The 24,479-nt window shown below is 71.6% G+C and carries 23 protein-coding genes; 13 read left to right on the plus strand and 10 right to left on the minus strand.

The features are described from left to right. The first annotated feature begins 13 nt into the window (after positions 1 to 13). Genes ACQRWP_RS12035 through ACQRWP_RS12045 form a run of 3 tightly spaced genes read left to right on the plus strand, consistent with a single transcriptional unit; the run spans position 14 to position 1,598 of the window. Positions 14 to 379, plus strand: coding sequence for an ArsR/SmtB family transcription factor (locus ACQRWP_RS12035; protein ID WP_430502310.1), 366 nt, complete (start codon positions 14 to 16; stop codon positions 377 to 379). Further along, a complete protein-coding gene (locus ACQRWP_RS12040; protein WP_430502311.1) occupies positions 379 to 1,020 on the plus strand; it encodes an SRPBCC family protein in 642 nt (213 codons plus the stop codon). Before ACQRWP_RS12035 ends, ACQRWP_RS12040 begins: the two co-directional genes overlap by 1 nt. Positions 1,021 to 1,079: 59 nt before the next feature. Continuing rightward, the gene (locus tag ACQRWP_RS12045; RefSeq protein WP_430502312.1) at positions 1,080 to 1,598 is read left to right on the plus strand and encodes an NUDIX domain-containing protein; all 519 of its coding nucleotides are present in this window, start codon (positions 1,080 to 1,082) and stop codon (positions 1,596 to 1,598) included. 109 nt (positions 1,599 to 1,707) lie between these two features. On the opposite strand, the gene ACQRWP_RS12050 is transcribed toward ACQRWP_RS12045, so the two are convergent. Together ACQRWP_RS12050 and ACQRWP_RS12055 are read right to left on the minus strand one after the other, a co-directional pair. Next, positions 1,708 to 3,141 (minus strand): ATP-binding protein, encoded by a 1,434-nt coding sequence (locus ACQRWP_RS12050; RefSeq protein ID WP_430502313.1) that lies wholly within the window; start codon positions 3,139 to 3,141, stop codon positions 1,708 to 1,710. Beyond that, positions 3,138 to 4,796: an FAD-dependent oxidoreductase gene (locus ACQRWP_RS12055; protein ID WP_430502314.1), complete on the minus strand. Its 1,659-nt coding sequence runs from the start codon at positions 4,794 to 4,796 to the stop codon at positions 3,138 to 3,140. Before ACQRWP_RS12055 ends, ACQRWP_RS12050 begins: the two co-directional genes overlap by 4 nt. Before the next feature lie 151 nt (positions 4,797 to 4,947). Between ACQRWP_RS12055 and ACQRWP_RS12060 the strand changes: the two genes are divergently transcribed. The 7 genes from ACQRWP_RS12060 (at position 4,948) to ACQRWP_RS12090 (ending at position 12,067) form a co-directional block, all read left to right on the plus strand. Continuing rightward, entirely contained in the window at positions 4,948 to 7,185 is a 2,238-nt protein-coding gene (locus tag ACQRWP_RS12060) for a hypothetical protein (RefSeq protein ID WP_430502315.1), read from the plus strand. Positions 7,186 to 7,228: 43 nt separating this feature from the next. Next, positions 7,229 to 7,720 carry an SsrA-binding protein SmpB gene (smpB, locus tag ACQRWP_RS12065; RefSeq protein ID WP_430502316.1) on the plus strand — a complete coding sequence of 164 codons (492 nt, stop codon included), beginning with the start codon at positions 7,229 to 7,231 and terminating at the stop codon, positions 7,718 to 7,720. Positions 7,721 to 7,947: 227 nt separating this feature from the next. Then, positions 7,948 to 8,340 carry an SCO5389 family protein gene (locus ACQRWP_RS12070; protein WP_430502317.1) on the plus strand — a complete coding sequence of 131 codons (393 nt, stop codon included), beginning with the start codon at positions 7,948 to 7,950 and terminating at the stop codon, positions 8,338 to 8,340. A gap of 403 nt (positions 8,341 to 8,743) precedes the next feature. After that, positions 8,744 to 9,166, plus strand: coding sequence for a TOBE domain-containing protein (locus ACQRWP_RS12075; RefSeq protein WP_410817584.1), 423 nt, complete (start codon positions 8,744 to 8,746; stop codon positions 9,164 to 9,166). 212 nt (positions 9,167 to 9,378) lie between these two features. Beyond that, entirely contained in the window at positions 9,379 to 10,170 is a 792-nt protein-coding gene (modA, locus tag ACQRWP_RS12080; protein WP_430503188.1) for a molybdate ABC transporter substrate-binding protein, read from the plus strand. A gap of 41 nt (positions 10,171 to 10,211) precedes the next feature. Continuing rightward, the gene (gene modB, locus ACQRWP_RS12085; RefSeq protein ID WP_430502318.1) at positions 10,212 to 11,003 is read left to right on the plus strand and encodes a molybdate ABC transporter permease subunit; all 792 of its coding nucleotides are present in this window, start codon (positions 10,212 to 10,214) and stop codon (positions 11,001 to 11,003) included. Then, on the plus strand, positions 11,000 to 12,067 hold the full coding sequence (locus ACQRWP_RS12090) for an ABC transporter ATP-binding protein (protein WP_430502319.1): 1,068 nt from the start codon (positions 11,000 to 11,002) through the stop codon (positions 12,065 to 12,067). Before modB ends, ACQRWP_RS12090 begins: the two co-directional genes overlap by 4 nt. A 255-nt stretch (positions 12,068 to 12,322) precedes the next feature. On the opposite strand, the gene ACQRWP_RS12095 is transcribed toward ACQRWP_RS12090, so the two are convergent. The 4 genes from ACQRWP_RS12095 to ACQRWP_RS12110 all read right to left on the minus strand — a co-directional run bounded on the left by ACQRWP_RS12095 (position 12,323) and on the right by ACQRWP_RS12110 (position 15,120). Next, positions 12,323 to 12,736 carry a type II toxin-antitoxin system Phd/YefM family antitoxin gene (locus tag ACQRWP_RS12095; protein ID WP_354942842.1) on the minus strand — a complete coding sequence of 138 codons (414 nt, stop codon included), beginning with the start codon at positions 12,734 to 12,736 and terminating at the stop codon, positions 12,323 to 12,325. Between the two features lie 42 nt (positions 12,737 to 12,778). Further along, a complete protein-coding gene (locus ACQRWP_RS12100; protein ID WP_430502320.1) occupies positions 12,779 to 13,339 on the minus strand; it encodes a GNAT family N-acetyltransferase in 561 nt (186 codons plus the stop codon). A gap of 80 nt (positions 13,340 to 13,419) precedes the next feature. Next, positions 13,420 to 13,860: a hypothetical protein gene (locus ACQRWP_RS12105; protein ID WP_430502321.1), complete on the minus strand. Its 441-nt coding sequence runs from the start codon at positions 13,858 to 13,860 to the stop codon at positions 13,420 to 13,422. Positions 13,861 to 13,893: 33 nt separating this feature from the next. Then, positions 13,894 to 15,120: a hypothetical protein gene (locus tag ACQRWP_RS12110; protein ID WP_430502322.1), complete on the minus strand. Its 1,227-nt coding sequence runs from the start codon at positions 15,118 to 15,120 to the stop codon at positions 13,894 to 13,896. 176 nt (positions 15,121 to 15,296) lie between these two features. On the opposite strand from ACQRWP_RS12110, the gene ACQRWP_RS12115 reads away from it, so the two are divergent. Continuing rightward, positions 15,297 to 16,850 (plus strand): NAD(P)/FAD-dependent oxidoreductase, encoded by a 1,554-nt coding sequence (locus ACQRWP_RS12115; RefSeq protein ID WP_430502323.1) that lies wholly within the window; start codon positions 15,297 to 15,299, stop codon positions 16,848 to 16,850. Here the strand turns inward: ACQRWP_RS12115 and ACQRWP_RS12120 are convergent. From ACQRWP_RS12120 to ACQRWP_RS12135, 4 genes are all read right to left on the minus strand, one after another. Beyond that, the gene (locus ACQRWP_RS12120) at positions 16,789 to 20,475 is read right to left on the minus strand and encodes a S1 family peptidase (protein WP_430502324.1); all 3,687 of its coding nucleotides are present in this window, start codon (positions 20,473 to 20,475) and stop codon (positions 16,789 to 16,791) included. The genes ACQRWP_RS12115 and ACQRWP_RS12120 overlap by 62 nt on opposite strands. A gap of 82 nt (positions 20,476 to 20,557) precedes the next feature. Then, on the minus strand, positions 20,558 to 20,869 hold the full coding sequence (locus ACQRWP_RS12125; RefSeq protein WP_410817571.1) for a CU044_2847 family protein: 312 nt from the start codon (positions 20,867 to 20,869) through the stop codon (positions 20,558 to 20,560). Between the two features lie 197 nt (positions 20,870 to 21,066). After that, a complete protein-coding gene (locus tag ACQRWP_RS12130) occupies positions 21,067 to 21,885 on the minus strand; it encodes a hypothetical protein (protein ID WP_430502325.1) in 819 nt (272 codons plus the stop codon). A gap of 133 nt (positions 21,886 to 22,018) precedes the next feature. Beyond that, positions 22,019 to 22,678 carry a TetR/AcrR family transcriptional regulator gene (locus ACQRWP_RS12135; RefSeq protein WP_430502326.1) on the minus strand — a complete coding sequence of 220 codons (660 nt, stop codon included), beginning with the start codon at positions 22,676 to 22,678 and terminating at the stop codon, positions 22,019 to 22,021. A gap of 88 nt (positions 22,679 to 22,766) precedes the next feature. Here ACQRWP_RS12135 and ACQRWP_RS12140 point away from each other — a divergent pair, with 88 nt between their 5' ends. After that, positions 22,767 to 23,894 carry an FAD-dependent oxidoreductase gene (locus ACQRWP_RS12140; RefSeq protein WP_430502327.1) on the plus strand — a complete coding sequence of 376 codons (1,128 nt, stop codon included), beginning with the start codon at positions 22,767 to 22,769 and terminating at the stop codon, positions 23,892 to 23,894. A gap of 38 nt (positions 23,895 to 23,932) precedes the next feature. Then, on the plus strand, positions 23,933 to 24,469 hold the full coding sequence (locus ACQRWP_RS12145) for a hypothetical protein (protein ID WP_430502328.1): 537 nt from the start codon (positions 23,933 to 23,935) through the stop codon (positions 24,467 to 24,469). Positions 24,470 to 24,479: the final 10 nt, after the last annotated feature.

A 24,479-nucleotide genomic window follows, 5' to 3' on the forward strand; every position in this document is an offset into this window, starting at 1 on the left:
TACAACTGTCGTCGTGCACGCCTTCGACGTGCTGGGCGATCCGGTCCGGCGCCGCATCCTGGAGCTGCTCGCCGACGGCGAGCAGACCGCCGGTGCGGTCAGCGCGGTCATCCGCGAGGAGTTCGGCATCTCCCAGCCCGCCGTGTCCCAGCACCTCAAGGTGTTGCGCGACAACGGCTTCGCCACCGTGCGGCCGGAGGGCACCCGACGGCTCTACGCGGTCGACCCACGCCCACTGCGCGAGGTCGACGGCTGGCTGGAGCACTTCCGCCGGTTCTGGGCCCCGCCCCTGGCGGCACTCGCCACCGAGCTGGCCCGCGGCCGACGTGAGCGTCGGCTGCGCGGGCCCACCGATCCACCCGATGAAAGGAACACCTGATGTTCGACGCCACCGAGCAGATCAACGCCGTCCAGCGGAAGGTCGGCAGCCGCACCCTGGAAGCCGGTGAGGCGCGGGTCACCACGATCAGCCAGACCTACCAGGCGACGGCCGAGGATCTGTGGGACGCCTGCACCAGCGCCGAGCGCATCCCGCGCTGGTTCCTGCCGATCTCCGGCGACCTGCGGCTGGGCGGCACGTACCAGCTCCAGGGCAACGCCCACGGCACCGTCGAGAGCTGCGAGCCGCCGCATCGCTTCACCGCCACCTGGGAAATGGGCGGCGAGGTGAGCTGGATCGAGGTGCGGGTCACCCCGGTCGGCGACGAGCGGGCCCGCCTCGACCTGGACCACGTCGCGCACGTCGACCAGGACCGGTGGGCCCAGTTCGGGCCGGGCGCGGTCGGCGTCGGCTGGGACCTCGGGCTGCTCGGCCTCGCCTCGCACCTGGCCGGCGACGGCAGCGGAATCACGCCGGAACAGGGGGCCGAGTGGACCGCCTCCGCCGAGGGACGGCGGGCCATGGAGCTGAGCAGCCAGCTGTGGTGCGAAGCGAGCATCGCCGCCGGCACCGACGCCGACGAGGCGAAGGCCGCCGCCGAGCGCACCACCGCCTTCTACACGGGCGACCCGGCAGCCTGAGCGCGAGACGAGGCGGCGGCGCGGCAGGCTGAGCGGGGATCGGAGTAACGTGCTGCGGCATGACCGGCACGCCGTACTCGCACTGCTCCTACTGCGGCGCCGCCTACCCGGCGGCCGCCGGATGGCCGCGAGTCTGCGCGGTCTGCGGCGAGACCGTCTGGCGTAACCCGCTGCCGGTGGCGGTCGCGGTGCTGCCGGTCCGCACGGCCGAGGGCCTGGGTGTGGTGGTGGTCCGCCGGGACATCGAGCCGGCCCGCGGCCTGCTCGCGCTGCCCGGCGGCTTCATCGAGTACGGCGAGGAGTGGTCCGACGCACTCGTACGTGAGCTGCGGGAGGAGACCGGTCTGATCGCGGCGGCCGAGGACGCCCGCCTGTTCGCGGTGCACGGGGCGCCGGCGGGCGGCACGATGATGGTCTTCGGAGTGCTGCCCGAGCGGGCAGCCGAGGACCTGCCACCGTCGGCGCCGACCGAGGAGGCGACCGAGTGGCTGGTGCTCACCGACCCGGTCGAGCTGGCGTTCTCCACCCACACCCGAGTACTAGCCGACTTCCTAACCACCCCCAACCGCCCCGCCTGACCCGCCCTGCCCCTGCCCCGCGATCTTGCACTTACTGTCCCGACACAAGGGGCGTCCCGCGCATATCGACAACCGAACCTGCAAGATCGGCGCGGCGAGCGCGCGGACTTCAGTCCGGTGCGCCCTCGGTGATCGGCAGTAGGACCCGGAAGGTGGTGCGGCCGGGCTCGGTCTCCACCCGGATGTCCCCGTGGTGTTTGTGCACCACGATCCGGTACGAGATGTCCAGCCCCAGGCCGGTGCCCGCGCCGACCGGCTTGGTGGTGAAGAACGGCTCGAAGATGCGCGGACGCACCTCCGGCGGGATACCCGGCCCGGTGTCGGTGATCTCCACCGCCAGCTGGTCGCCGATCCGTCCGGTGCGGACGGTCAGCACACCCTTCTCCCCCATCGCGCCCAACGCGTTGTCGATCAGGTTGGTCCACACCTGGTTCAGCTCTGCCGCGTAGGCCGGAACCGGCGGGAGGCCCCGGTCGTACTCGCGGACCAGCTTGACCTCGGAAGGAATCTTGCCCTTGAACATCACCAGCGTGGCGTCGAGCAGATCGTGCACGTCCACCACCCGGTGCGGCGCGCGGTCCAGCTGCGAGTACTGCTTGGCGGCGTCCACGAGCCCGGAGATCCGGGTGACCGCGTCGCCGATCTCGCGCATCAGCAGTTCGGTGTCGACGGTGTAGGTGAGCCAACGCACCGCCGCCTCCAGGTCCGCGGCGCCGACTGCGGCCTTGACCTGCGCCAACCAGGCCGCGTCGAGCCCACCACCGACCAGGATCGGCGCCAGGTCCCAGGCCCCGCCGACGCCATGGTCCTCCAGCCAGTCGGTGAGGGTGTCCTCGGCGTCGGCGGTGGCAATCGGGGTCAACTTCGGCGCGGTGGCCACCCGGGCGACCGCCTCCTCCTGCAACGCGACCAGGCCGTGCAGGGCGCTCCCGTCGAGCCGCCCATCGGCGATCATGGCGAGCTTGTGCCGCATCCCGGCGACCCGGTCCCGCAGCACCGACGTGGCCCGCACCGCCGCCGCGGCCGGATTGTTCAGCTCGTGGGTCAGCCCCGCCGAGAGCGACCCGAGGGCCAGCAACCGCTCCCGCTCACCGACGATGGCCTGACTGTCCCGCATCCCGAAGAACAACCCCTCCAACAGGTGCATGGGCATCGGGAACCAGGACCGCAGGGCGTACGCGAAGTCCTCCGCCGGCAGCACGAAGAACTCCGCGTCGGTCACCGCCCGCAGGCTGTTGCGGTAGATCTGCTCGACCTGATCACCCAGGTACGCCTGAGTGGCCCCGCCGTACACCCCGCGCTGGTCGGTCCGGCTGACCTCGACGTCGTCGCCGCGCACCAGGCGACTCAACGCCACCGCCCCGCGCACCAGCACAAAGAAGCAGGTCGCGGGCTCACCCTCGCCGTACACGAGGGTGCCGCCGGCGCGCTGTTCGACCCGGCCGTGCTCGGCCAGCCAGTCGAGCTGCCCGTCGTCGAGCGACTCGAACAGGAACAGACTGCGCAACTGCGCCGGTGTCAGCCGGTCACTATCCGTGCTCATTGGGCCTCCAGGTATCGGTGCACCAGCGACACCGCCATCGCACCCTCGCCGACGGCCGAGGCGACCCGCTTGACCGACTCGGCCCGCACGTCCCCGGCGGCGAACACGCCCGGCACGCTGGTCTCCAGGTGGTACGGGTCGCGCGACAGCGACCAGCCGGCCGGCCGCCGCCCCCCGGCGAGCAGATCCGGACCGGTCACGATGAAACCACGTTGGTCGCGGACCAGCACCCCGTCCAGCCAGTCGGTACGGGGCTCCGCGCCGATGAAGATGAACAGCCAGGAGGTGTCGACCGAGCGGGCCTCCCCGGTGCGGGTGTCGCAGAGGGTGAGCCGTTCCAGGTGATCCTCCCCCGCCCCGCCGACCACGGCGGTGTGCGGGTGCACGGTGATCCGGTCGATCCGTTCCAGCTGGTCGATCAGGTAACGCGACATCGAGGCGGTCAGGTCCGCACCACGGATGAGCAGGTGCACCCTCGACGCGTACCGGGAGAAGTGGACCGCCGCCTGGCCGGCGGAGTTGGCCCCGCCGACGATGTAGACGTCCTGCTCGACGCAGCTCGGCGCCTCGGTGGCGGCGGCGCCGTAGAACACCCCCCGCCCGGTGAAGTCGGCCAGCCCCGGGGCGTCGAGCACCCGGTACGACACGCCGGTGGCCAGCACCACTGTGTGCGCGGCGATCTCGCTGCCGTCGCCGAAGCGCAGCAGCCGGGCGCCGCCGGCCTCGCTGAGACCGACCACCTCCCGGGCGCTGAGCAGCTCGGCGCCGAACTTGACCGCCTGCCGCCGGGCCCGATCGGTCAACTGCGCGCCGGAGACACCGTCCGGGAAGCCCAGGTAGTTCTCGATGCGGCTGCTCTGCCCGGCCTGACCGCCGGTCGCCCGTCGCTCCACGAGCACGGTGCGCAGCCCCTCCGACGCGCCGTACACCGCCGAGCCGAGACCGGCGGGCCCGCCGCCGATCACCACCAGGTCGTAGAAGTCACACGCCGGCACCACCGTCAACCCGGCCAGCGCGGCCAACTCGGCCTCGCTCGGGGCGACCAACGCCTTGCCCTCGGACGTCACCACCAGGGGTACGTCCGCCTCGGTGGCCCCGGCGGCGTCGAGCAACCGGACGCCCTCCGGATCGTCGGACAACAGCCACCGGTACGGCACCAGGTTGCGGGCCAGGAAGTCGCGGACCTTGAACGACGGGGCCGACCAGCGGTGCCCGACGACCCGGATCTCCGCGCTGGCCGCGTCCGGGGTGACCGCCCACGCCTCCAGCAGCCCGTCAACCACCGGGTACAGCTTCTCCTCCGGCGGGTGCCAGGGCTTGAGCAGGTAGTGGTCCAGGTCGACCACGTTGATGGCCTCGATCGCGGCGTCGGTGTCCGCGTACGCGGTGAGCAGCACCCGGCGGGCGGCCGGGAAGATGTCCATTGCCGCTTCCAGGAACTCCACGCCGGTCATCTCCGGCATCCGGTGGTCGGCCAGCAGCAGCGCCACCTGTTCGCCGCGCAGCTTGACCTCTCGCAGGGCGTCCAGCGCCTCCGGCCCGGAGGACGCCCGCAACACCCGGTAGCGGTCGCCGTAGCGGCGCCGGATGTCCCGGGCCACCGCCCGGGACACCACGGGGTCGTCGTCGACGGTCAGGATCACCGGGTTCGCCATGGCGCCATGAAATCACCTGTCGAGGGTCGACCGCACCATCGCCGGGGCCCGGCCCACGGTTGACCGCCTCGCGGACGGGTAACCCGGGGAGCCGCGCGGGTGGCCGGACATCGACGACCCGCCCGGTTGCCGCGCACACCTCGGGGGGCCCATGGCGGACGCGACACCGACCGGCCCGACGACGTCGGGCGGGATCGTGGAGCTGCGGGTGCACGGTGTCTCCGGCGCGGGCGCGGACCAGGTGTTGGACCGGCCGCACGTGCACCAGGTCGCCGGGGACCGCAGCGGAGGTTTCTACCGACCACGCCCCGGCTACCCGGACTCCACCGGGACGGACGGGGTGACGCTGGAGGCGTACCGCTGGAGTGACCTGCCGTCCGGCACGGCCGTGCGGACGCTGTCGCTGGTCTTCCTGCTGCCGTTCATGCTCTGCAACGTGGCGCTCTGGATGCGCCCGGCGAACACCGTCTCGAAGCGCGGCTTCATGGCGCTGTGCCGGATGCTCGCCCTCACCCTCACCGTGCTCTACGTGCTCTCCATCGTCGGGGTGGCGCTGGACCTGATCGCCTGGCGCTGCATGGACACCCCGTCGTGCCTGGCCGGCCGGAGTTGGCTGTCCTGGCTCGGCGGGCGCCCGACCGGGCTGCGCCTGGGTGTACTGGCGCTCGTGCCGGTCGCCGCCATCGGGCTCGTCTGGTGGTTGGGCGCTCGCCCGGGCCATTCGTTCGACGCGTTCCGGACGCCGTCGACCCCGACGTCGAAACACCAGTTGAGCGCCGTCGGGCAGTGGGACGGCGAGCCGCTGGTGGGTCGGCTGCGCTCGGTCCACGTCGCGGCGGCGTTCGCCACGCTGAGCGGCAGTCTGCTGGCCGCGAGATCCAGCCAGCACTCCTCGTGGGTGATGGTGACCCTGCTGACGGCCACCGGGGCGGTGCTGCTGGCCTGCCTGGTCCTGGTCACGGTGGTGGCGAGCATCGACCGCACCGACCCGTCGCCCCGGGTGGACGGCGTCTTCCGCGGGCTGCGCACCATCGCCTGCGGCGTGACGATGCTGGTGATCGTGCACGTCGTCATCAGCCCGGCGCCGTGGCCGCAAGGCGGTGCGCTGCCCGGTTACGGCGCGATCGTGGCGTGGCTGTTCGTCAGCCAGACGGTGCTGGTGGTCGCGCTCGCCGCGCTGGTGATCTGGCGGCGGGGTGGCGGGCAGAGCCGGTCACCCCTACGCGCGTTGGGAGCGCCGGTCTTCATGACGATCTCGGCCGGGCTCGCCGTGGCGTTCTCGGCCGAGCTGGTCTACCGGGTGGCGGACCTGCTCGATCGCGAGGGGACGACCGCGGACGGCCTGGAGACGAGCCCTCCCCTGGCGTACAAGTGGGCGATCTTCGGGTTTTTCCTGGCCGTGGTGACCGCGCTGCTGGTGGCCGGCCTGGTCACCAGGCTGACCCGGCGCGGGCGGCGACGGGCCGCGCGGGCGATCGTGGCCGCCGACTTCCCGGACGCGCCGCCGGGGGCGGCGGACCGGCTGCGGCGGGTCGAGCAGGCGGTGGCCCGGGCCCGCTTCACCGAACGGCTGGAACCGCTCTCAGTGGTGTACGCCGGCCTGGCGGCACTCGGACTGGCCACCAGCGTGCTCGGTCTGCTCCAACTCCTACCCGGCGACGTGGCGCAGCGCTACCTCGGAGTGCCGGAAGGCATGGTCAACTTCCTGATCGGGTCGGGTAGCTACGTGATCGCCGCGATCCTTCTCGGACTGGTGGTGGGCGGCATCTTCGCGTACCGGACGGCGCAGTTCCGTCGGTACGTGGGGGTGCTCTGGGATCTGGGCACCTTCTGGCCCCGGGCGGCGCACCCGTTCGCGCCGCCCTGCTACGCCGAGCGGGCCGTGCCGGAGTTGGCCAAGCGGATCACCTACCTGGTGGAACAGGGGCAGGGTGTGCTGCTGGCCGGACACAGCCACGGCTCGGTGCTGCTCGCCGCCACGGTTCTGCAACTGCCCACCCGGATCACCGAGCGGGTCGCCCTGCTGACCTACGGGTCACCGCTGGGCCGGCTGTACTCCCGGCTCTTCCCGGCCTACGCCGACGAGCCGGCGCTGCGGGAGATCGGCGAACGGGTCGGCTGGCGCTGGATCAACCTGTGGCGCGACACCGACCCGATCGGCGGCTGGATCTTCGCCTCCCACCGTCCCGGGGAGGCCGAGACGCTGACCGGTCCGCCGGCGACCGTGGACCGGCGGTTGACCGACCCGCAGGACGTGGTGCCGGCGCCCAGCGACAGCGTTCCCCCACCGATCCTCGGCCACTGGCCGTGCGAGTCGCAGGAGGCGTTCGGGGACGCGGAACGGGACCTGACCGCGCGACTGCGCCCCGCGCGCCCGGCACGCGACTGAGCCGGTCGGTACGACTGCTCCGGCGGCCGGATATCGTCGCCTGGTGACCCCGTCCAAGCCACCCGCCCGCCGGTTGATCGCCTCGAACAAGAAGGCCCAGCACGAGTACACAGTGCTGCGCACATACGAAGCGGGCATCGTGCTGGTCGGCACCGAGGTGAAGTCGCTACGCGAGGGGCGGGCCTCGCTGGTGGACGCGTTCGCGCACGAGCGCGACGGCGAGATCGTGCTGTACGGCCTGCACATCGCCGAGTACGCCTACGGCACCTGGACCAACCACGCCCCGCGCCGCAACCGCAAGCTGCTGCTGCACCGCGCCGAGATCGACCGGATCCTGGACAAGGTCCGCGAGGGCGGGGTGACCCTCGTTCCGCTGTCGATGTACTTCGAGAACGGCTTCGCCAAGGTCGAATTGGCCCTCGCCAAGGGCAAGCGCTCCTACGACAAGCGGCAGACGCTGGCCGAGCGCGACGCCAACCGGGAGATCGCCCGCGAGCTGGGCCGGCACCTCAAGGGCCACCCCCGCCGGCCCTGACGCCGCCGCGGTTCGTCAGCACGCGCTCTTAGCGGGTGCCCTTCGCAGGGGCCCTTCGCGGGCGATCTTTCGCGGGCTCTCTTTCGCGGGCTCTCTTTCGCGGGCGCTGTGTGCGTGGGTCGCGGCGTGGCGCGCCGGGACATCGTTGACGTCGTCCGAGGGACGTGGTCTGCTCAGTCGACACCGTTTTTGAAAACGGTAATCATTAGCTGAAGCGGAGGAGAACCATGTCACTCACCGTCCCGCCCGCCCTGCTCGACGCCGCCGAACGCGGCCCCATCGACGACGAGGCGTTCATCGCCTGCGTCCGTGACTCGCTGCCGTACGCCTGGGCCACCGTCAGCCGGGTGGTCGCCGAACTGGAGGCCGGCGACGCCGAACTGGCCGACAACGTCGTCCCGCCGCCCACCGACGCCGACCGGGGTCAACTGCTCCGCGCGCTGGCGAGCGACGCGATCCGCGCCGGCCTGGAGCGGCACTTTGGCGTACGCCTGGCCTTCCAGAACTGCCACCGCGTCGCCGCGTTCCGCCCATCGGCCGTCGACAGCGAGCGCTACCGCCGCTTCGTGTCGACCCGTGGCCAACTGCTCAACCAGTCCCCCGAACTCCGCAACTGCTGACCGTCGCGGCGGGCGGGCTCACGCGAGCCCGCCCGCCGCACACCCCACGCCCTCACCCACACCCGACGCCCACCGCCCACCGCACATCCCCACACCGGACACCCCGACACCCACCGCCCACCGCCCCAAGATCTACGCAACTTCCCGGATGTTGCTGCCTCCGACGTGGGAGAGGCAGCAACATCCCTGGAATTGCGCGGATCTTGACGACGGACACCGTGCCCGACCAACCGGGAGCGGTGTTTGGGGCACCCCGTGCCCCGCGCCCCGCGCCCGAGGGAGCCGCGAGGATCCTGAGACAGGACAGGAGGGCGCAACTGCCGGCCTTGGCGCCCTCTTGTCTATGCGGTTGCTGCCGATGTTGGGCTTTCGCGCTCGCAAATGCGGGAGTTATGGTGAGCGGGTGACGACGTATCGGATCGGGGAGGCCGCCGACCTGCTCGGCGTCAGCGCCGACACCATTCGCCGCTGGGTGGACGCCGGGCGCCTGACGGCCGGGCGCGACGAGCACGGCCACCGGGTCGTCGACGGCGTCGACCTGGCGGCGTTCGCTCGCGCTCAGGCCGCCGACCCGGACGCGGGCGCCGAGTTCTCCTCGGCCCGTAACCGGTTGCGCGGCATCGTCGTCGACGTCCGTAAGGACACGGTGATGGCGCAGGTCGACATCCAGGCGGGCCCGTTCCGGGTCGTGTCGCTGATGAGCCGGGAGGCCGTCGACGAGCTCGACCTGCGGGTCGGTTCGGTGGCCGTTGCGGTGATCAAGTCGACCACGGTCGTGGTGGAGCGGGCCGCACCCACTCCGGCGCGGGGACGGTCCGCCGGATGAACGCAGGAACGGCCGGCCGGACCAACGCGGGGACAGTCGGGCGGACCAACGCGGAGACAGTCGAGCGGACCAACGCGGAGACAGTCGAGCGGACGAACGCGGAGACAGTCGGGCGGACGAACGCGGAGACAGTCGGGCGGACGAACGCGGAGACAGTCGGGCGGACGAACGCGGAGACAGTCGGGCGGACGAACGCGGAGACGGTCGGCCGGATGAACGCGCGGAGCAGGCGTGCGGCGGTGGCCGTACTGGTGGCGGCCGGCCTGGCGGTGGCCGGCTGCGGCGCGGGCGACGACCAGGCAACCGGCAGCAGTGCGGACGGGCGGGTGACCGGCCCGGTGACCGTGTTCGCGGCCGCCTCGCTGACCGAGTCGCTCACCCGCATCGGGAAGGACTTCGAGGCCGCCAACCCGGGCAGTCGCGTGACCCTCAACGTCGCCGGCAGTTCCGCCCTGGCCAACCAGATCACCCAGGGCGCGCCGGCGGACGTCTTCGCCTCGGCCGCCCCCGCGAACATGACCACTGTCATCGCGGCCGGCGACGCCGACGGCACGCCGAGCGTCTTCGCCCGCAACCAGCTGGTGATCGCGGTTCCCCGGGGCAACCCTAAGGCAGTGGCCGGCCTGGCCGACCTGACCAGACCGGGTGTGAAGGTGGCGCTCTGCGCCAGTCAGGTGCCCTGCGGCGCGGCGGCCCGCACCGCCCTGGACGCGGCCGGCGTCGCGCTGACGCCGGTCACCCTGGAGCGGGACGTCAAGGGTGCTCTTGCCAAGGTGAAGCTCGGCGAGGTCGACGCGGCGCTGGTCTACCGCACGGACACGCGGGCGGCGAGCGCCGACGTGACCGGCGTGGAGTTTCCCGAGTCGGCGCGGGCGGTCAACGACTACCCGATCGTCGCGTTGAAGGACGCGCCGAATCTGAACGGCGCTCGGGCCTTCGTCGCGTACGTCCGCTCGGCGCCGGCGCAGGCGGTCCTCGCCGATGCGGGGTTCCAGGCTCCGTGAGGCAGGTCCACGACCACAACGCAGCCCGCGGTCGCCCGGCCATGCCTCGACGGCGGGGGCGGATGCCGGCGGCGCTGCTGATCCCCGCCGGGCTGGGGTTGCTGTTTCTCGTCCTGCCGTTGGCGGGGCTGCTGATCCGGGCGCCGTGGACGACCCTGCCGGAGCGGCTCACCGAGCCGGGCGCGTTGACCGCCCTGCGGCTGTCGGTGCAGACCGCCACCCTGGCCACCGCGCTCTGCCTGCTGCTCGGGGTGCCGCTGGCCTGGGTGCTGGCCCGGGTCGAGTTTCCCGGCCGTCGGCTGGTCCGCGCGCTGGTCACCGTGCCGCTGGTGCTGCCGCCGGTGGTCGGTGGGGTGGCGCTGTTGCTGGTCTTCGGTCGGCGTGGCCTGCTCGGCGGCTGGCTCGACACCACGTTCGGCATCACCCTGCCCTTCACCACCACGGGTGTCGTGCTGGCCGAGGCGTTCGTCGCCATGCCGTTCCTGGTGATCGCCGTGGAGGGTGCGCTACGTGCCGCCGACCACCGCTACGAGGAGGCTGCGGCGACGTTGGGCGCCAGCCGGTGGACCACCTTCACCCACGTCACGCTGCCGCTGGTGGCGCCCGGTCTGGCCGCCGGGGCGGTGCTCTGCTGGGCGCGGGCACTCGGCGAGTTCGGTGCCACCATCACCTTCGCCGGCAACTACCCCGGTCGGACGCAGACCATGCCGCTCGCCGTCTACCTGGCGTTGGAGACGGACCTGGAGTCCGCGATCGTGCTCAGCCTGGTGCTGCTCGTCGTGTCGGTGGGCATCCTGGTGGCGCTGCGGGACCGCTGGATGACCACCGCATGAGCGACCGACTTCTCGACGCGCGGCTCGTCGTCGACCGGGGAGCCTTCCGGCTCGACGTGCCGCTGCGGGTCGCGCCGGGCGAGGTGGTGGCGCTGCTCGGCCCGAACGGCGCCGGCAAGACCACCGCGCTGCGGGCGCTGGCCGGGCTGCATCCCCTCACCGACGGGCACGTCACCCTCGACGAGGTCGACCTGGACCGCCCGGCGACCGGGGGCTGGGTGCCCACCGAACGCCGGTCGATCGGCGTGGTCTTCCAGGACTACCTGCTCTTTCCGCACCTCAGCGCTTTGGACAATGTGGCCTTCGGACCGCGCCGGCACGGCGTCGACCGGCGGGCCGCCCGCGCCACGGCCCGCGAGTGGCTGGGCCGGGTGGGGCTTGACGCGCAGGCGCAGCGCCGGCCGCGGCAGCTCTCCGGCGGTCAGGCGCAACGGGTGGCGCTGGCCCGCGCGCTGGCCGTGGCGCCGTCGCTGCTGCTGTTGGACGAGCCGCTCGCCGCGCTGGACGCCCGCACCCGGTTGGATACCCGCGCGGAGCTGCACCGGCACCTGTCCGCGCACGCGGGTGCGACGGTGCTGGTCACCCACGACCCGCTGGACGCGCTGGCGTTGGCCGACCGACTGGTCATCGTCGAAGGTGGCCGGGTGGTGCAGGAGGGCGACGGGCCGAGCGTCACCGCCCGCCCTCGCACCGACTACGTCGCCCGGCTGGTCGGGCTGAACCTGTACCGGGGTCGCGCCGACGGACACGGGGTGCGGGTGTCGCCGGAGCTGACCCTCACGGTCGCCGACCGGTTGGACGGCGAAGCGTTCGTGGCGTTCCGCCCGGCTGCGGTGGCTCTGCACCCGGCCCGGCCGGAGGGCAGCCCACGGAACACCTGGGCGGGCACCGTGGCCGGCGTCCAACGCCACGGGGACAATGTGCGGGTGCAGCTGGACGGGCCGATCGGGGTGGCCGCCGACGTCACGCCGGCCGCCGCCGCCCAGCTGCGGCTGATCCCTGGCCAGCGGGTCTGGGTGGCGGTCAAGGCGACCGAGACCCACGCGTACCCGGCCACCGGCTGACCCGACGCCGGCCACACCGTCACCGGGTGGACCCGGCCGGCGCGTCCCTCGCCGCCGCCCGTGCCAAGCCGACCGCCGGCCCGCGCGGGGCGCCGACCGGCTTGCCCCGCCAACGCGGACCCGCCAGCCAGCACGACACCGCCGCACACGGGCACGACACCGCGACGCACGCGGCAAGGCACGACCCCGCAGCGCACGGGGCGCGGCACCCGCCTCGGCTGATGCGGCAAACGTGGGGGCGGGCGCGGGCGCGAGTCAGCCGGCGAGCAGGTCGGCGTGTGCGGCGCGCAGCCGGGCCAGCGTCGGGTCGCTGCCCGGGACGACCCGGCTGTCCAGCTCGGCCCACACCTCGGCCAGCGCCGCGCGGACCGCGCCCAGCTCGGCGGCGTGCCGCTGTGTGCTGCGTCGGTGCTGCTCCTCGAGGCGGCGGGCCCAGCCGGCGGTGACCGTGGCGAGCCGGTCGGCGTCGGCGCGGGCCTGGGCGCCGCTGCGGGCGGCTGCGGCGGGGACGATCGCGGCGACCGGGCGGGGATCGCCGTCGCGGGTGACGACGGTGACCGCGTCGGTCAGCTCGGCCAGCGCGACGAGCTGGCTGAACCGGGTGCGCGCCTCACGCAGCGGCACGGTACGCGGCGGGTCGGAATGAGGGGTGAGCGCGGGGACGGCCATGGATGCATGGTGCCGCGCGGGTATGACAACTATTCGCTGTCGTCAGTGGACGCTGCGTGGCGCGGCGGACCACTCGTCGGCCAGCACCGACCAGACCTCAAGGTCGATCCGACCGTGCGGACCCGGGCTGACCTGGCGCAGCGTGCCGTCGAGGCGCAGGCCGAGCCGGTCGGCGAGGGCCTTGCTGCGGGTGTTGTCGGCGTTGGTACGCCACTCCACCCGCTGGATGCCGCGCTCGCGCACCGCCCAGTCGACGATCCGACGCACCGCCGGGGCGACCAGGCCCCTGCCCTGCGCCGCCGGCTCCACCCAGCAACCGACCTCGCAGACGCCCCGGGTCACGTCGAACGACACGAACATGACCCCGCCGACGAGGGTGCCCTGCCACCACAGCCCCCAGATGCCACCGCTGTCACTGGCCCAGCGGTCGGCGTACCGCTGCAACACCGCACGGGCCGACGGCAGGTCGGTGGCGACGAAGGACGGCGACACCCAGGGCTGGATGTGCTCGCGGGCCCGATCGAGGTGGGCGAGGAACTCCCCGGCCCGCCACGGGTTCAGCGGGCGCAGCTCGACGTCCTCGGTCAGCGGCAGGGCGAACACCGGGCCTCCACTCAATGCGCTTCCAACGTCGGTAGCAGGCTCGCACAGGCACCTCGGTCGAGGCACGGCCGCCCTCGCGCTCACGCCGGCAGGTGGGTCTGTAGCGCGGCGAACTGGGCCACCGTCAGGTAGGAGGGGTTGGCGGCCTGCGGCTGACGGAACACCTCCAGAGCGGCGAGCCGGTCATCGGCGCGCAACAGCAGCCGGGACACCCGGTCCTGTTCGGCGAGGATGGGCAGATCCAGCGGCACCGACCACGGCTGCCCCGGTGCGCCTGGCTCGGCCGCTCCGGTGACCCGTCCGACGCCCCACACCCCGTACGGCAGTCGGCCGCGGCTGCCGCTGGCCCAGAAGACCACCGGCTGCCCGGCGCACATCAACCGCGCCCGGTAGCCGGGACGCACGCACCAGCTCGTCACCAGTGGCTCACGGGAGAATCGGGCGGCGAGGTCGACCAGGTCCGCGTTGCCCTTGATCAGCCAGGCGCCCAGGTCGTCGAGGCGTACCCGTGGCTCGGTCATCGGTACCTGTTGCCCGGCCGACGGCAGCGCCAATCAGATGATCATGTGGGTCCAGTAGGTGAGCCAGAGTACGAACAGCACGCCCTGCACCACGGCGAGCGTCGCGGTCAGCCACACGTCGACGCTGGCGTGGCGGGCCCAGCGGGCCAGCACCAGCGCCACCGGGAAGGCGGCGAGCAGATAGCGCAGCAGGCTCTTGTACACCGGCGGGCCCATCGACAGCGGCACCAGCACCATGAGGACGCCGTACACCAGGTAGGCCAGCTCCCGGCGGCGGAACCCGGCGACCAGCACGGCCAGGACGGCCACCGCGAACCACGCCCGAGCGGCGTCGCGCGGCTCCCCGGTCAACCCGTTCAGCAGCACCGGAACGGGGTTCTGCACCTCGATGCCCCAGCCGGTCTGCTGGGCGTGCTGGTAGGCGAACCAGTCCCCTCCCCGCCACCGGCAGTACGCCATGAAGGTGAACCATCCGGCGGGTAGCAGCAGCAACGGCCAGCCGATCCGGAGGTAGCCGAGCAGGGCGCGCGGCCCGAGCCGCCAGTCGTGCTGCCGGAGCAGCACCAGGGCCAGCGGCAGCGCCACGAGCAGGCCGACGGAGCGACTCATCGCCAGGAAGTAGCCGATCACGCCGACCAGCAGCCACCGGTGTCGCTCGGCGTAGTAGAAGGTGGCCAACGCGAGGCAGACGAAGAGCGACTCGGTCAGCGCGGCCTGGAACAGGAACGCGGTCGGCAGCAGCACCAGATACCGGGTGAACCGGCGGGCCGCGTACGCGTCGCCGAGCAGCAGCTCCGCCAGCCGGTAGCCGTACCAGAGCGCCAGCAGGAACGCGACGTTGCTGATCACCAGCAGGGCCAGCGCGTTGTCGCCGCCGAGCACCGCGCCGAGGGGCCGGGCCAGGAACGGGTACAGCAGGGGGAAGCCGAAGTCTCGCCACGGCCCGCTCAGGGGCAGCTCGCTCAGCCGCAGGTAGAGCAGGGCGTCCCAGGCGAACCAGAACGAGATCCACCGGTGCCCGGAGATCTCCCGCTGTTGCGCCCACATCAACGCCTCATCCGGCGGCGGGGCCCCGGGGACGCCGTCCCAGGCATGCAGGACCAGGAGTCCGAGCAGGGTGAGCAGCAGCTTCGCGCCGAGGAACAGGCCGATGACGTACGGCCAGGGCGCCGGCACCCGGCGGGCCAGGCGCGCTCCGCCGCGGCCGGCCGCGACCGCCCGCGCGGCCACCGCCGCCGCGCCGCTGCGCCACCGGTCCATCCGCCCCGCCTCCCCGCTCCCCCGGTCCGCCGGCCGCGCGGGGGAGTCGCTCTTCTCGTGGTACGCCGCAGTGCGCCCCGCCGAAGCGAAGACCAGCTACCACCAAGTGTGACATTCTGCGCAGAACGGGTAGACGCCGCGCCTCAACCATGGCGGTGAACAGGGAGCGCGTCAGCATGAGCGAGCAGAACGGGACGGTGATCATCGGCGCGGGGCCGGCCGGGCTCACCGCGGCGTACGAGTTGCTCCGGCACGGCCGGTCGGTTCAGGTGTTCGAGGCCGACGAGGTGGTCGGCGGGATCAGTCGGACCGTGGAGCGCGACGGGTGGCGGTTCGACATCGGCGGGCACCGGTTCTTCACCAAGGTGCCCCGGGTGGAGGCGTTCTGGCACGAGATCCTGCCGGACGAGGACTTCCTGACCCGACCCCGGATGAGCCGCATCTTCTACCGGGGCGCCCTGTTCAACTACCCGCTCAGCGCCGTGAACGCGCTGCGCAACCTGGGTCTGCCGGAGGCCGTCCGCTGCCTCGGCTCGTACGCCCGCGCCCGGCTGCGGCCGCCACGGGACCAGTCACACTTCGAGGGCTGGGTGTCGGCCCGGTTTGGCTGGCGGCTGTACTCGATCTTCTTCAAGACGTACACCGAGAAGGTCTGGGGCATGCCGGCGGACCGGTTGCAGGCCGACTGGGCGGCGCAGCGGATCAAGAACCTGTCGCTGGCCACGGCGATCCGCAACGCGCTGCTGCCCCGTCGTCGACGCACCGACGTGACCAGCCTGATCGAGGAGTTCCAGTACCCGAAGTACGGGCCCGGGATGATGTGGGAGCGCTGCGCCGAGCAGGTCCGCGAGCGGGGCGGGCAGCTGTCCACCGGCAGCTGGGTCACCGCCGTGCACCGCGACCCGGCCCGCCGGCGGGCGATCAGCGTGACGGTCAACGGCGCGGGCGGACAGCGTACCGAAGCGGCCGACCACGTGATCTCGTCCATGCCGATCTCGGAGCTGGTGACCGCGCTCCACCCGCCGGCGCCGCCGGAGGTGCTGGCCTGCGCGGCCGACCTGCGCTACCGCGACTTCCTGACGGTCGCCCTGGTCGTGCCGGCGGAGTTCTCGTTCCCGGACAACTGGATCTACGTGCACGACCCGGGGGTACGGGTGGGCCGGATCCAGAACTTCGGCTCCTGGTCGCCGTACCTCGTCAAGGACGGCCGCACCTGCCTCGGGCTGGAGTACTTCGTGTTCGAGGACGACGAGATGTGGCGTACCCCGGATGCCGACCTGGTGGCCCTCGCCACCGCGGAGCTGGAGCGGTTGGGGTTGGTTCGACCCGGCGTGGTGGAGGCCGGCTACGTCGTGCGCATGCCCAAGGCCTACCCGGTGTACGACGAGCGCTACCAGCACAACGTGGACGTGATCCGGGCCTGGCTGAGCGAGGCGGTGCCGAATGTGCACCCGGTGGGTCGTAACGGCATGCACCGCTACAACAACCAGGACCACTCGATGCTGACCGCGATGCTCACCGCCGAGAACATCGCCACCGGGAGTACGCACGACGTCTGGTCGGTCAACGTGGAGCAGGACTACCACGAGGAATCCTCCGGCGGCGACGGCCGGCGGGGCACCGGCCGGGACGCGCCGGTGGTGCCCAGCCGGATCATCGCGGCGCCGATCACCGCGTCGGAGGGGTCGGGCGACCGAGCCGCTGTCGCAGCTCCCCCGTCTCACGCATGAAGCCGAGCACGATCTCGCGGAACGAGTCGACCGACAGATCGACGGCGGACTGGAACTTCCCGTAGGCCAGGTCGATGTCGGATCGCTCGCGGTCCTTGTCCCAACCGATCGGATTCGGCGTCTGGAACTGCTTGCAGGCCGCCAACAGCGCGCGGCCCTGCTGGAAGTTCACCGACGGCACGTTCCAGACGGTGCCGGCCATGATCCGCACCCCGTCCAGCAGGACGAGCGCGGCCGTGAGCCGCTCGAGCCCTTCGCTCGGCGACAACGTGTGGGAGCGGACGAACATCGCCCCGAGGGCGACGAGCAGGCCCACATCCGTGAAGTCGTGCAGGAACCTGTCGACCAACGGCGCGCTCTCCGGCCCGACGGCGACCGCGATCTCGGCCCGGATGGAGCGCATGTCGGTGGCGAGCCGGGAGAAGCTCCCCACCCGCGCGATCGTGTGGGCCAGCTTGCCGTAACCCTCCGACAGGGTGCCGTGCAGTTCGAGCCGTGCCAGGGCGCAGACGATCGACGCGGAGAAGTCCGTGGACTCGTGGAGTTCGGCGCGTGCCGCCGCCACCACCAGCTCATCTCGGGCGCACTCCCCCGCCGCGTAGGCCTGCGACAGCGATTCGCACGCGCCCACGGCGGCACGCAGGCGCAACAGCGGATCCCCGAGCGCGAGGCGGTAGGCGTCGACGTAGGCGGCCGCCGCCGTGATGAACTGCCGCCGGTGCCGGTGGTGCGCTGCCAGCAGGTGCGCCATCCGAGGGTTGGACGGGAAGGCCCGCCGCCCACGGGCCAGAATCTCGTCGACCGGGCGGAGGTCGATGGGAGTGTGCGCCACGATGGCGAGGGCCGTGTGGAGCTGTAGCTCGTTGTGCGCCTCCCGCTCGACCGCTTCGACGGAGTCGCCGCATCGTTTCGCCAGGGAGGCGAGTCTCTTCCGGCGTACCTCGCCGAGCTGTTCGAGCATGGCCAGCTTGTGCGGGATCGGTCGGTTCAACCAGCGCTCGTCGGACACCCGCGCCTGCCTCAGCAGGGAACCGGCGATCGCCCACTCCGTACGCACCAACTGGTACTCGATCTCCACGACGAGCGAGGTGACCTGCGGGTTACTTTTCCGCCACCTACGGTAGGCGCGCTTGATCGGGGCGAGTTGACTCTCGGCGGAGCGGTGCGCGGGCAGGTCGGAGTCGACAGCGTTGTCACCCTCCCGGGTCACCTTGAGCGTGGGGTCGGCGACGAGCAGACTCAGGAACGCGTCGGCGGTCGGGGCGTTCTCCACGGTCCACGTCAGCAGGTCCCGCGCGAGCTGTAGACGCCCGGGTTCTCCGGCGCGTCGGCTCCGCTCCAGCCGATGGAGCCGCCTCTGCTGCCTCGCGATGGACAGGAGGGGGCGGCTGTCCCCGGCCAGAGCGAGCGACTTGAGCAGCTCCACGTGCAGCGTGAGTGCGCGCAGTGCCCGGGTGAGGAATACCTCCGTGAGCGTCTGATCGCCACTGAAGTCGCCGGCGCGACCGATCAGCGAGACGTACATCGTCCAGGTGCCCGGGTCTGCCAGGAAGGAACGGTCCTCCTCCAGCTGGGACAGACACCACTCGCCGACAGCGCGCAGGCCGTCCGGGGAGGGCAGCGGCCGGACGGTGACCGCGCGGAGCACGTCGTGCAGCACGATCCGCACGTCGGCGCGGCCGGACAGGTGCTCGTCGACGGCGACGGCGCTCATCCATGCTCCGACCGCGGCGCCGACGGCGTCGTCCGTGCCGACCCCCAGCCACCACGCCAGCACGAGCACCTGGGCGTCCTGGACCTGCTCGAAGTGGCTCCCCGTTTCGACGATGCGGTTGACAGTGCGCACCCCGCCGATCTCGGTGAACGTGCGGCTGGCGGCGGCCACATCGCCCGCGTGGATCTGGCTGCGCCAGAGCCGCAGCCGAACCCGCGTCGACGGGCCGCGTTCGTTGCCCCGGCCCTCGAGCTCGACAATCTGCCGGTAGAGCGACTCCACCCACTCGGGTCGCATCGATCGGCTGGACACGCGATGCGCGATGTCCTGCATCGCGAGCCCCTGTTCGGAGGTCAGCGCGTCCACCTCGAAGACGAACGGGGCGGTGCCCGGCCATTCGTCGAGCCAGATGGCGTCGGCGCTGAACGCGCCAGGGGCCAGTTCCCGGCGGGTCGCCGCGGGCGCGCGGATGCCGAGTGGGTCGTGGGCGGAGGTCAGCACCTGCTGTTCGAGATCCTCCCCGGTGAGCGGCGGCACGTCGTGGGAGCCCTCTCCGTTCGGGCCGGGTCCGACATCGGCGGCCGTCAGCCCGGGGTCGCCGAGGGCCGCTATCGGGTCGTCCAGGAGCGCTGTGGTGGGGTCGAAGATGGGCAGGTCGAATCGCTCCGACAGGGCGATGGCGAGGTCGATCGCGTCGTCGTCCTGGTTCTGTCGGCAGGCCGCCAGGATCTCTCCGGGGAGAAGGCACCGCGGGTGGACCAGCTCCAGCGCGTTCTCGGCCTCCTCCCGGGACACTCGACCGAGGGTGGCGCGTGCGATGAGCGTCGCCGCGTCCGTCCGACTGATCGGCCCCACCTGGACGGCGGCGGAGAGACCGACGCAGGACAACTCGTCGCCAAGGTCCCGTCCGACGAGGACGACCGTGGCGCTCATCCGTTCGGCGGCCTTCATGAGCGCGGTGAGATCCGCGTCGGCAGCGGCGTCGACGACCTGGCGCTGGAGGTCGATGACGAGCCGGCCTCCGCGCAGGTCGCGCATGATCGTCCAGCAGGCCAACGCCAGCGTCTCCTCGTCGGAGCGGCTCCCGAACGGATCCTGCGGGATGTTCACACCGAGCACCGGCAGGACGATCCCCACCACGGGATGCTGCGCGGGGACCGGAGGGGCCAACGCCGCGTCGACGTACGCCGTGTCGCCGGCGGGGACATGCGCGAGGCGCACCCAGACGCCGGCCAGCGCCGACTTACCGGCGAGTGCGTCACCGACGACGAGCCGGTGGCGGGGTCCGTTGCGCGAATCCAGCGCGGCGATCTCCTCTTCCCGGCCGATGAGTTGCACCAGCTCCGAGGGCGCGTCTCCGCGGATCAGACCGCGCGGAGGCCAGGTGAGTCCGCTGGCGGCGTGCCTGATCTGCATCCGGCGATCGTCGGTGTCCAGGCCCAGCAAGGTGCGGATCTGGACGATCTCGGTACCCAGCAGGGCGTGTCCGCCCAGATCCGTCTGCCGCCCCCGCGTCACGCGGACCATGCCGACGAGCCGGCCGTCCTCGCGGTCGAGCACCGGTGCGCCGCTGTAGCCCCGCTGGATCTGCCCCGACCGGAGCTTGAGCCAGGCGATCCCGTCGTCCTCGACGAGCCCCTCGTTGACGACCAGCGTCGTCTCGGCGCGCCGGTCGACGCAGCTGACGACCACATACTCCGCAGCAAGAGCGGGGGGACGGGTGTCCGGGATAAACCAGAACTCGTCCGCGTCCTCGACTGTCAGCAGGCAGAGGTCGCGCTGCTTGTCCCACAGCAGGATGGTCGCCGGCTCGTCGACCGCGTCGGCAGACCGACCAATGCGACGGATCTTCACCGGCCCGGACCGGTCCAGCCCGTGCGTGGCCGTGGCGACCGCCCGCGGTCCGATCATGAAGCCGGTCTGCTTCACGGCTCCCTGGTGAACGCCGACAAGCCCCGCCCACAGATGCCGGCCGGCCTCGACGTCAGCCATCTCAACCGGCGAGGTCCTTCCAGGCCAACTTCAGCTCCACAGCTCCTTCGGCCTTTCCATCGACGAGGAGCGCCACCGCCTTGCCGTTGGTGATGGAGAAGCCGACGCGCATGGTGACCTCGATCTCCGTCGGGGCGGCCTTGCGGGCGTGTTCCACCAACTCCTCGGCGACCTTTGCCACCTGCTCCGCCACGTCGCTGAGCTTGATTTTGAGCGATTGAAGAGAGACCTCCTCCTCAGAATCAATTTCCATCGCCAGCGCGGCAAACGTCGTCTCGTCCTTCAACTCAAGCGCTATCAGGTCGCCGTGCATTGGCCCGCTCTCCTCGGTGAGGCGCTGATCAGTCCATTTCGCAGCGATTGTTGCATCGGTACAGTGTGGACACCGTGGGCCGGACAGCCCTTTCGGGTTCGCCCTCCTGGGCGTCCCGAACCCTAGCGCTCTTCTGCCAGGGAAATGCCCGTCGATCGAGGCGTCTATCGGATCATCGACACTCTGCGGGCAGATGCTCAACTCGGCAGGTGCGTGCAGTGGGCCACGGTGGCGTCGTCCGGGCTGTGCGCATCGGCGCCACCGGTGGCCTCCGCCTCGGCCTGCCGGAGGCGGGCGATGACGCCGGCCGGCCCACTGGCGCGAAGCAGGTCCAGCAGGCCCGACCAGTCGGTCCGCCCGTACGGGTCGACGATGCGGCTGGCACCGTTGCTGAGCAACGCGACACCGTTCAGGTCGGCGAGGGACCGGCTGCCGGTCACCGCTTCGCGCGCCGCGCGCGGGTCATCCTTGGCGATCCAGTACCCGCCCGGCCGGTTCCGGCGGGCACGCAGCGCGGTGACGCAGGAGGCTCGCACCCGGTCGTACTCTGGCGTTCCCTGGGCAATGCCGGCCAGCGGCGCGGAGCATTCGCGCCGGGCAGTTGTCTCGCGCTCATCGGTGATCACCAGCGGGCCAGCGTCGGCCTGGTCGAGGACGAGGAGGGAGTCCGCGAGCAGGAGCCAGTCCAAGCGGTCCTGGTGGGCGCGGACCATCGCGACGGTGGCCTGCGGGCTGCTGGGGTCCGCGATGTCGCAGGTGTCGCCGTGCTCGGCGGCGATCTCACCGATGGCGGTGGCGAGGATCGTGGCGAGATCTCGCCCGTCGCCGCGCCACAGGTGGCCGAGCAGCGCGCCGCCGAGACGGTGCGTGTACCAGGCGACTCCGTGGAAGCAGAGGGATTCGGCTCCCGGGATGCCGGCACCGTCGAGGAGGACGACAGCGTCGGGAACCGCACCGACGAAGTCCTCGTTCGGCCGATCGGCCCTGCCGGCGCTCGTCGCCAGGCTGACGTGCACTCGTGGGCTCCTGTCTGGAATCGCGTCGCCGTTGTCTGGGTACGGCCAGGATCGCTGACGGCCGGCACTGCAGCCAGCCCGGCGACTGCGACGGGGCAGGAGGTCGGTCCTGAGCCTCTCGTGGTCGAGCGGGTCAGGTTGGGCGTCGGCGGGTGATGCCGTCCAGGATGGTGGTCAGGTTGTGGCGGAAGGTCTCCTCGGCATTGAGGTGGGCGCCGTCGATGACGAGCCGGGCCACTGTGGGGTACCTGCCGGTTTTCAACATCCGCGTGAGGTAGGGGCCGAGGCTGGCCTGGAAGGCGGCTTCATCGGTGCCGGTGGAACGTGCGGTGCGTCGTTCGGTGACCTCTCTGCGGATCGATCCGATGATGAAGGCGTTGAGTGCGCCCACGGCTCGCTGGAGATCGTCGAGGTCACGCACGCCGGGGGCCGCACTGAGCGCCGCGGCGGTCGCTTCGCCCACGGCGAGCGCGTGTGGCCCCAGGTGCGGCCGCCCGCCGAGCACGTCGGAGAACCACTCGTGGTCAAGGGCGGCAGCGCGGGTCGCGTGGGCGACGGCCAGCACCGTGTCGCGCCACCCGGAGCGCTGGCCTACCTCGGCGATCCGGGCATAGACGACGTCGACCATGAGATCGAGCAGCTCCGACTTATTGATCACGTAGTCGTAGAGCCGCATCGGACCGACCCCGAGCTCTTTGGCGATCTTGCGCAGTGACAGCCCGTCGAGGCCGTGCGCGTCGGCAAGCCGGATCGCCGTAGCGGCGATCTTCTCGCGGCTCAACGGCACCGGCACCGCCCGGGGCTGAGGTTCGGGGCGCTCCCAAACAGGCAGCGGCTCCCTACCGTACGGTGTATCCACCAATACAGTGTACGGTAGCGTCGTGAGAACGCGAATTGCGATCGCCGGTGGCGGACTCGGCGGGTTGACGCTGGCACGGATCCTGCACCAGCACGGGATCGCTGCGGTGGTGTACGACCGGGAAGCAAGCCGATCCGCGCGGCCCCAGGGCGGTGCCCTCGATCTGCACCCGGAGTCCGGGCAACTGGCCCTGGCCGAGGCAGGTCTCGCCGGCCGGTTCCGGTCGAAGGCGCGGCCAGACGGCGAGGAACATCGCATCCTCGACCCGACCGGACGCACCCTGGTGCACCACGAGCCGCAACCCGGCTCGTTCTCCGGACGTCCCGAGATCGACCGGAGCGCACTGCGTGATCTCCTGCTCGACTCCCTCCCCGACGACACAGTTGCCTGGCGGCACCGGCTTGTCGCGGCGACCCCACGACCTGACGAGGGCTGGGAACTGACGTTCCACGACGGCCACCGAACAAGCTGCGACATCCTTATCGGCGCGGACGGCGCCCGCTCAGTCGTCCGGTCACTGCTGACCGACGTCCAACTGTCCTACGTGGCAACGCTCGTGGAGCTGAACGTCGAGGACGTCGACCAGCGGCATCCCGATCTCGCTGAGTTGGCCGGCCCGGGGAACCTGTGGTGTGTCGGGGTGAACCAGATCCTTGCAGCGCAACGTCTCGGCGATGGCAGCCTCCGGGTGGGAATCTCGCTGCGCGCGGAGGACCAGCCCCTCGATACGTACCGCAGTAAACGCACCCTGCTGGATTTGTTCGCTGGTTGGAACCCCCGCCTCACCGCACTCATCGAGGCCGCCGAGAGCGCGCCGACGCCGCGCCTGATCGAGACGATGCCCATCGGTACGCGCTGGGCCAGCCGGCCGGGCGTCACCCTCATCGGCGACGCCGCGCACCTCATGCCACCGGTCGGCGAGGGCGCGAACCAGGCCATGCTCGACGCCGCAGAACTCGCCCGCCAGCTCGCTGCCAACCCCGCCGACCCGAATTCGGCGATTCGGACGTACGAAGAGTCGATGTTCAGCAGGATTCACCCGATCGCCGAGATGTCCGCACGAGTCCAGGCGATGATGCTGTCCCCTACCGCGGCGGAAGACATCGTCCGCTTCTTCACGCGGCCGGCGGAACCCGCACGCGCAGAATGACATCTGGCGCTGTCGACGCGCGTGGCGATAATCGTTGCATGACGACGGATGTGCACAGTGAGTCCGGTCTCCGAAAGGCCACCTTGACGGATCAGGACCTGGTGGAGACGTCGTGGGATTACTGCCGAATTCACGCGCTCGCCGTCACCGACGACGAGGGTCCGCCCGAGAACCCGACAGTGGACTACCGGGAGGACGACGACCTCGACCCCACCGCACCGTCGGCCTTGGAGCTGCATTTCGACCTCGACTACATCGTGCGCCGGGTCGATCCGGGGCCGATGCGGCAAGTTCACTTCTGGGTCGCACCGGCCACGTTGATCTTCCACAACGTCTGGGACATCGTCGGCAGCTTGCACTCCATCTGTCTGCCGTTCGAGTTGAAGAACCTGCGCCAGGAGGCCCGTTCACGCCCGGGTGAGCCCTGCTGGCGCCTGGAGGGACGCGACCTGGACCTGAGGTTCCAGGCGTCGAGCTACACCCTCTACCTGCGCCAACCCCCGCGTTACGGCAATCGAGTGCTCCGGATGACCGAACGGGGCGGCATCAGCTTCGACCCGCGGCCGTTTGCCTGACCGCGAATTT

Origin of the sequence: Micromonospora trifolii, from assembly GCF_050516465.1 — a bacterium.
GTDB lineage: Bacteria > Actinomycetota > Actinomycetes > Mycobacteriales > Micromonosporaceae > Micromonospora > Micromonospora trifolii.